General features: G+C 58.4%; 2 protein-coding genes. Both read right to left on the reverse strand.

Annotated features, from left to right (window positions below; all coding sequences use genetic code 11):
- Positions 1–14: 14 nt before the first annotated feature.
- Entirely contained in the window at positions 15–353 is a 339-nt protein-coding gene (locus APH41_RS27165; RefSeq protein WP_054896857.1) for a hypothetical protein, read from the reverse strand.
- 150 nt (positions 354–503) lie between these two features.
- The coding region (locus APH41_RS27170; protein WP_256220349.1) for an immunoglobulin-like domain-containing protein at positions 504–8,904 on the reverse strand (8,401 nt) is incomplete at its 5' end.

The following is an 8,904-nucleotide window of genomic DNA, read 5'->3' on the forward strand; positions in this document are numbered from 1 at the left end:
TAGGAGCGGTTGGATTAAATCAATCCTTTCTCGTCATCATCGATCAACTGGCTCAACCCACCCAACGCTTCCCTCGCCTGGTTACGGTCCATCAACTTGGCCTGGGCTGCCGGCGGCAGGTCGGTCACGCTGATCACCCCCTTGCGGGTCAGCACCTGGATCAAGTCATCCAGCACCCGGATCATCTCAAAGTCGCTCTGCTTGAGCTGGGCCAGGCTGGTTTCCACCACTTCGTTGGCGTACCAGGCCTGTATCTCATGGTGATCGGCCGGCAGGGTTTCAGTGGATTCGGTAAAGGCAGCGGCCTCTACGCGAACCAGCGCGCCCTGTGCATCACGTTGCACGTAAAACATAACAACCCCTCGAAAATGCGCCACAGGCGTTCAACAGCATAGGTCAACGCTGCGTGTATGGGCGTGAGTATGCGATGCGCCGTCCGCCAGGGCCAGCGACCCGTAGGCCAAAAAATCGGCCGCCTGGAAGGGCGGCCGATCAATCGCGTCTTAGGTGTGATCGATCTTGATGGTCGGGTCGGCACCACTGATCAGCGAGTTGATGCTGGTGTGGGACCAATCGTTGCCTTCCAGTTTGATCGTCACATCAGCATTGGCCAGGCCACCGGCGGCGTTGAGCTTGCCTTCACTGCTCACTTGCAGGGTCGACACACCTTCTACCGTGGTGATCTTGAGGTAATTGTCGATGGTGCTGTCGGTTTCACCTTTCAACAAATCGCGCAGGTCAATGCGGTCGCCTTCGGACGCCTTGAAGTCCTTGATCACATCGTTGCCGATGTCGCCCGCCTTCCACACGAAGGTGTCGGCCCCCGAGCCACCGATCAGGATGTCGTTGCCCTGGCCGCCAATCAACGTGTCGTTACCCGTGCCACCCAGCAGGATGTCATTGCCTTTGCCGCCGTCCAGAAGGTCGTTGCCGCCCTGGCCGAACAGGATGTCATCGCCAGCCCCGCCCAACAGTGTATCGCCGGCATCTTTGGCGCCGGAGACGTCGAAGTCCACATAGTGCTCGGTGACGTACTGGTGAACGTTAGAGGCAGTCACTGCCGAGACAGCCACGCCGGTCTTCTGTGCGACAAAGGCCTGCAGCGCGTTGTAACCCTCGCCATTGATCCCGCTGAAGCTCACCAGGTCGCCGAAGAGGATGTCGTTGCCGTCGCCACCGCTGACGGTGTCCGCGCCCGGCAACGTCGCCTCTGTGTGGCCGAGGATAGCGTTGGCCAGGTCCTTCGGATCGATGTTGGCCTGTGGCTTGCCATCGCTGTCGTACGGTGCCAACTGATTCAGGCTGACCCCACTGTTGAGGCCGATGGCTTCTACGCCACCTGTGGACAGACCTTTAAGCAGTGCGAACGCGCTGTTGGAGTTGAGGGTGGTGGAGTAGTCGGTATCGTAGCCGAGGCCGCCTTGCACCGATATTTCATAGGTGCCATCCCCTTGGGCGTGGATGATTCCCTTGTTGTACCCCCAGCCGTAAGACCAGAGGGTTACCTTGCCGGCAGAGTTGATATCAAGGTAGTTATTCGAATCGATGTTGATCCGGGTGGCGGTACCTATGGTGTAGTTGTTCATGGTGACGACATCATCGAGCCTGACGTTGCCGTACAAGTATGGGTTGGTCTGCTCGGACGCTTGGTAAAACGTCGGCTGACCATCGGTGATGAAGTACGTTGTATTGATAGCGCCAGTGTTGCCAGTCGCCTGGGCACTCTTGAAGAAGTTGGCCGCGGCCTTGAACACGTCTTCGTAGTTGGTCCCGCCGGTAGACACCATGGAATCCAGGACTTTCTGCAGCGAGTCCAATGCACCTGGGTCTTTCAGGTTGACTGTCACCGTGCGATTGACCTGGTCGCTGAAATCCGCCAGGAAGATATTCACAGTGCCAGAAGTGCTGGCGCCGATACTGTTTTTCAGCGAGTTGAACGTGGTGGTCAGCGAGGTTTTTGCCGCTGCTATCGAGTCCGCACCCATACTGCCCGATGTATCGATCATGAACGCGATGTTGTAGTTCTTGCCCTGCACCACGTTCAAGCCGGCGACGTCGGCCACGACAATGTCGTTGCCATCGCTGCCATTGATGGTGTCGCTGCCCGAGGTGCCGGTGACCGAATTGTAGGTCGCTGGGTGCACCGTGACGGGCAATTGCGCGGTGGTGGTCGCTGAACCGCCGATGCTCTCGGTGGACGTCGAAGTGACCGTCAGGTTGAACTGACCGCTGTAGTAGGTCGGCGGCTTGATGGTCAGGGTGTTCAGGTCCCAGCCCGTGACATTCACTTCGCCCACGGTTTTACCCGCAGTAAAGGTGTGCCCAGACGCGTCGGTCAGTACCGAGCCTGCCGGAATGCCGCTGATCTTCACGCTCAGGGTTTCGGAGCCGTCGGTGTCGGTCAGCGCGGTGGTGACCTTGGACAATTTGACCGTGCCGTTTTCCTGGCCTTCGTTGAGCTTGTAGCCCACGTAGTAACCGTCACCGTTGCTGCCATGCAGGTCGGATACGGTGACGCCGGCGTTGGTCAGGTCGGTAAGGCCGGTGTACAGCGGCACGGTGCTGGTGCTCAGGTTCTGCACCGCCCCGCCGTTGACCGACAGGTTGACGTCAAAGCTGCCAGGCCCCGCTTGGTTGGCCTGGTAGATCTCAAGGCTGTAGTAACCAGTGGTCGTTGGCGTGAACGAGCCGCTGAACTTGCCGCTGTTGGTACCCCACAAACCGCTCGCAACGTCTTTACCGCCAACGTTGACCACCACGCTGTCATCCGCGATACCGCTGAAGGTGTAGCTCTTGCCCGCTTCCATGTAGATCAGGCCGGAGATCTTGGAACCAGAGCCAGCGGCCACGTTGTCGACGGACTCGACGTTGGTCACCACAGAGGTGCTGTTGGGTGTGCCCGCGTTATCGATGGCTTTTTTCAGCACGTCCGGTGCAGCACCGTTGCCGTTGTTGCCGAGGCCGGCGATGCTGTTCCAGCCCTGTTTGACCAGGCCGGTCGAGGCAACGTTGTTGTCGGCCACGCTCAGGGTCGGTGCGTCGGCCACTGGGGTGATATCGACTTTCACCGTAGCGCTGGTGCCCAGGTCCTTGCCATCGGTTGGCTGGAACTTGAACTGCGCGTAATCCGCCTGCTTGTTACCCACGCCAGTGCCGCCGTAACCGTCGGCGCCGGACTCGTTGGCGTTCGGCATAAAGCGCAGTTGGCCGCCATCGATCTGGGCCTTGGTAAAGGTCTGGCCGCTGGTCACGTTGGTCCAGGTGCTGCCGTCCGCCGCAAGGTATTGCAGCTTGCCGGCTACTGGCAGGTCGGTGATTTTCACCCCGAGGCTGGCTTGTGGCGAGTCCACATCGCTCACGCCGAAGTTGGCCCAGGTCAGGGCCAGCGCCGTGTCTTCCGTACCGGTCACAGCACCGCCAGTGGCCACTGGTGCATCGTTGACCGCTACCACGTTGACGGTGGTGGTGGCCACGTTGGAGTAGTTGCCGCCATCGGTCACCGTCACGGTGATGGTGCGCGGTGTGGTGCTCGGGTCGTGGCTGTTGTTGGTGAACGTGATGTTCTGGATACGTTGCATGTAGTCAGCCAGCGTTGCGCTGCCGGACAACGTCAGGGTAATAGTGCCCGTCTGGTTGTTGGTGCTGACGCTGATGCCATTCACGCTATTGCCCAGGTTCAGGGCATCACCGGCCTGTGCGTTGGTCAGCGTGACCGTCGCGCCCGTCAGCAGTGTGCTGTCTGGGTCAGTGATCTTGATATCCGTATCGGCGATCGACACGCCCGGCCCGGCGGTACCCTCGGTAAATGTCGTCTTGTAATCGGCACCCGTGGCGCCGCTGGAGTTGTTGGCATCCAGGTCGATCACCGGCGGCGCATCGTTGTCGAGGATGTTGGTGGTGACGGTGCCTTTGTCGATCACCAGGTTCTCGAAGTTGCCTCCGGTGACCTTGTCGATGGTGATAACGATCTGTTCCGTAGGCTCGGTGATCTTGTCGTCGAGCGTGCGGATATCAAACGGCACGCTGCTGGAGCCTGCCGGGATCTTCACGGTGTACACGCCGGTGAAGTCCGAACCGTCAGTGGCGGTGCCGCTGTATTTGAGCGTCACGGTTACGTCGGTTTGCGGCGGGTTGGTCAAGGTCAGGGTGTAGTGGGCTGTGCCACCTTCAGTGACCGAGCCATCGCCCGTTATGCTGATTTTGGTATCCGTCACTACATCCGTGACCTTGGTGACCGCGGGGCTGGCGTCAACAATCAGATGCTCGTACTTGTCGCCACCGCTGACCACGCCGGTGATCTTGGCGCTGACATCATTGGCGCCGACATAGGCATCGTTCGGTGCGGTAGCTGTCGTGAAGCTGGTGGACTTGCCACTGCCGATGGTGATGGTCGAGCCGTTATCCAGCCTTACCACCAAGTCGGAGCCCACGTTGTTCACGGCCGCGCCGTTCTTGTCGACCAGGGACGCGGTGTAGACGATCTGCCCGCCTTCGCTGACCGAACCGGTGGCCTTGAGTACCACGGTCACGTCGTCGATGGTGTCGTTGATGGTGGTCGTGGCGCCCGCAGGTGTGATGGTCACACCCTCGAAATTGCCGCCGGTGGTGCCGGTGATCTTGACGGTCTGGGTGCTCTTGTCGATGAACACGTCATCGGTAGGCGCCGGGACGGTCACCGTGCCCATGGTCTCACCTTGCTTGATGGTGATGCTCGAACCGTTGTCGAGCTGGACCAGCATGTCGCTGCCGGCCTTGTTGCTCAAGGTGGCGGTGTAGGTGATCTGGCCGCCTTCGTTGACCGCGGTCGGGGCAGTCAAGGTGACGGTGGTCAGGTCGGTGGAGCCTGGTGTGTCGGTGACGGTGGTGTTCACCGCCGTCGTGCCCGGCACGAGGTTCTCGAAATGCTCGCCACCGGTCACGCCTTTGATGGCGGTGGTGACGGTTTGGTCGCCTTTGTAGACGTCGTTTGGCGCTACGGTGGTGATGGAACCGCTCGACTGATTCACACCGATGGTGATGGTTTTGCCATTGTCCAAGGTGACGGTCAGCGGATTGGTGATGTTGGTCACCGCTGCGCCGTTTTTATCCACAAGGCTGGCGGTGTAGACGATGTTGCCGCCTTCGCCAACGGTGGTGGTGGCGGTCAGAACTACATCCACCTTGTCGATGGTGTCGTTGATCGTGGTGGTTGCGCCGTTGCCTGCCACTTCCAGTTTTTCGAAGTTGCCGCCGGAAGCGTCGGTGATCTTGACGGTCTGAGTGCTCTTGTCGATGAACACGTCATCGGTAGGCGCAGGCACAGTTACGGTGCCCACGGTCTCGCCAGCCTTGATTGTAATCGACGAGCCGTTGTCCAACTTCAGCGTGACGTCGGTCCCCGCCTTGTTGGACAGCGTGGCGGTGTACGTAATCTGTCCACCTTCGTTAACAGCGTTAGGCGCTGTCAGCGTCACAGTAGTGGTGTTGTCGGTACCCGGTGTGTCCGTGACGGTGGTATTCACCGCCGTCGTGCCAGGCACTAAATTTTCAAAGTGCTCGCCACCGGTTACGCCTTTGATGGCGGTAGTGACAGTTTGGTCGCCTTTGTACACGTCATCAGGAGCAACAACCGAAACGCTACCGCTCGATTGGTTTACGCCGATGGTGATGGTTTTGCCGTTATCCAGGGTCACGGTCAGCGGATTGGTGATGTTGGTCACCGATGCGCCATTTTTATCCACAAGGCTGGCCGTGTAGACGATGTTGCCGCCTTCACCCACGGTAGTGGTGGCGGTCAGAACTACATCCACCTTGTCGATGGTGTCGTTGATCGTGGTGGTGGCGCCGTTGCCTGCAACTTCCAGTTTTTCGAAGTTGCCGCCGGAAGCGTCAGTGATTTTGACGGTCTGCGTGCTCTTATCGATAAACACGTCATCGGTCGGCGCAGGCACGGTTACGGTACCAACAGTTTCGCCAGCCTTGATGGTGATGCTTGAACCGTTGTCGAGTTTCAGCGTGACGTCAGTGCCCGCTTTGTTGGACAGCGTGGCGGTGTACGTGATCTGGCCACCTTCGTTAACAGCACTTGGCGCAGTCAAGGTGACAGTCGTGGTGTTATCGGTGCCCGGTGTATCAGTAACGGTGGTGTTAACCGGGGTAGTACCTGGAACCAGATTTTCGAAGTGCTCGCCGCCGGTCACGCCTTTGATAGCAGTGGTGACGGTCTGGTCGCCCTTGTACACGTCATCAGGAGCAACAACCGAAACGCTACCGCTCGATTGGTTTACGCCGATGGTGATGGTTTTGCCGTTATCCAGGGTCACGGTCAGCGGATTGGTGATGTTGGTCACCGGTGCGCCATTTTTATCCACAAGGCTGGCCGTGTAGACGATGTTGCCGCCTTCACCCACGGTAGTGGTGGCGGTCAGAACTACATCCACCTTGTCGATGGTGTCGTTGATCGTGGTGGTGGCGCCGTTGCCTGCTACTTCGAGTTTTTCGAAGTTGCCTCCGGAAGCATCAGTAATCTTTACGGTCTGAGTGCTCTTGTCGATGAACACGTCATCAGTAGGGGCGGGCACGGTCACAGTACCGACGGTCTCGCCAGCTTTGATAGTGATCGACGAGCCGTTATCCAGCTTCAAGGTGACATCAGTACCGGCCTTGTTGCTCAAGGTCGCGGTGTAGGTGATCTGGCCGCCTTCGTTAACGGCACTTGGCGCAGTCAGCGTAACCGTGGTGGTGTTATCGGTACCCGGTGTGTCCGTAACGGTGGTGTTCACCGCGGTAGTGCCAGGGACCAGATTTTCGAAATGCTCGCCGCCGGTCACACCCTTGATAGCGGTGGTGACAGTTTGGTCGCCCTTGTACACATCATCAGGAGCAAGAACCGAAACGCTACCGCTCGATTGGTTTACGCCGATGGTGATGGTTTTACCGTTGTCCAAGGTAACGGTCAGCGGATTGGTGATGTTGGTCACCGGTGCGCCGTTTTTATCCACAAGGCTGGCGGTGTAGACGATATTGCCGCCTTCGCCAACGGTGGTGGTCGCGGTCAGGACTACATCGACCTTGTCGATGGTGTCGTTGATCGTGGTGGTCGCGCCGTTACCTGCAACTTCCAGTTTTTCGAAGTTGCCGCCGGTGGTTTCGGTGATCTTGACCGTTTGGGTGCTCTTGTCGATGAACACGTCATCGGTAGGCGCGGGTACGGTTACGGTGCCAACAGTGTCGCCAGCCTTGATCGTGATCGATGAGCCGTTATCCAGCTTCAGGGTGACGTCAGTGCCAGCCTTGTTGCTCAAGGTCGCGGTGTAGGTAATCTGACCACCTTCGTTAACCGCACTTGGCGCAGTCAGGGTGACAGTCGTTGTGTTGTCGGTACCGGGGGTATCGGTGACAGTGGTGTTCACTGCGGTAGTGCCAGGGACCAAGTTTTCAAAGTGCTCGCCGCCAGTCACGCTTTTGATAGCCGTGGTGACGGTTTGGTCGCCCTTATACACATCGTCAGGAGCAAGAACCGAAACGCTACCGCTCGATTGGTTTACGCCGATGGTGATGGTTTTACCGTTGTCCAAGGTAACGGTCAGCGGATTGGTGATGTTGGTCACCGGTGCGCCGTTTTTATCCACAAGGCTGGCGGTGTAGACGATATTGCCGCCTTCGCCAACGGTGGTGGTCGCGGTCAGGACTACATCGACCTTGTCGATGGTGTCGTTGATTGTGGTGGTTGCGCCATTCCCTGCGACTTCCAGTTTTTCGAAGTTGCCGCCGGTGGTTTCGGTGATCTTGACCGTTTGGGTGCTCTTGTCGATGAACACGTCATCGGTAGGCGCAGGGACAGTCACGGTGCCAACCGTGTCGCCAGCCTTGATAGTGATCGACGAGCCGTTATCCAGCTTCAAGGTGACATCAGTACCGGCCTTGTTGCTCAAGGTCGCGGTGTAGGTGATCTGGCCGCCTTCGTTAACCGCACTTGGCGCAGTCAGCGTAACCGTGGTGGTGTTATCGGTACCCGGTGTGTCCGTAACGGTGGTGTTCACCGCGGTAGTGCCAGGGACCAGATTTTCGAAATGCTCGCCGCCGGTCACACCCTTGATAGCGGTGGTGACAGTTTGGTCGCCCTTGTACACATCATCAGGAGCAAGAACCGAAACGCTACCGCTCGATTGGTTTACGCCGATGGTGATGGTCTTGCCGTTGTCCAGAGTCACGGTGAGCGGATTGGTGATGTTGGTCACCGGTGCGCCGTTTTTATCCACAAGGCTGGCGGTGTAGACGATATTGCCGCCTTCGCCAACGGTGGTGGTCGCGGTCAGGACTACATCAACCTTGTCGATGGTGTCGTTGATTGTGGTGGTTGCGCCATTCCCTGCGACTTCCAGTTTTTCGAAGTTGCCACCAGTGGTCTCGGTGATCTGAACGGTCTGCGTGCTCTTGTCGATGAACACGTCATCGGTAGGCGCAGGCACGGTTACGGTGCCAACGGTGTCGCCAGCCTTGATGGTGATGCTTGAACCGTTGTCGAGCTTCAGTGTTACGTCAGTGCCCGCTTTGTTGGACAGCGTGGCGGTGTACGTAATCTGCCCACCTTCGTTTGCCTCAGCCGGAGCCGTCAACGTAACGGTGGTGGTGTTATCGGTGCCAGGGTTATCGGTGACAGTAGTGTTCACTGCCGTCGTGCCAGGGACCAGGTTTTCGAAGTGCTCGCCGCCGGTCACGCTTTTGATGGCGGTAGTGACAGTTTGATCGCCTTTGTACACATCATCCGGCGCGATGGTGGTGATAGAGCCACTCGACTGATTCACACCAATGGTGATGGTCTTGCCGTTATCGAGGGTGACGGTCAGCGGATTGATGATGTTAGTCACCGGTGCGCCGTTTTTATCCACAAGGCTGGCGGTGTAGACGATGTTGCCGCCTTCA

It is taken from the genome of Pseudomonas sp. NBRC 111138, assembly GCF_001320835.1.
In the GTDB taxonomy this organism is placed as follows: domain Bacteria; phylum Pseudomonadota; class Gammaproteobacteria; order Pseudomonadales; family Pseudomonadaceae; genus Aquipseudomonas; species Aquipseudomonas paracarnis.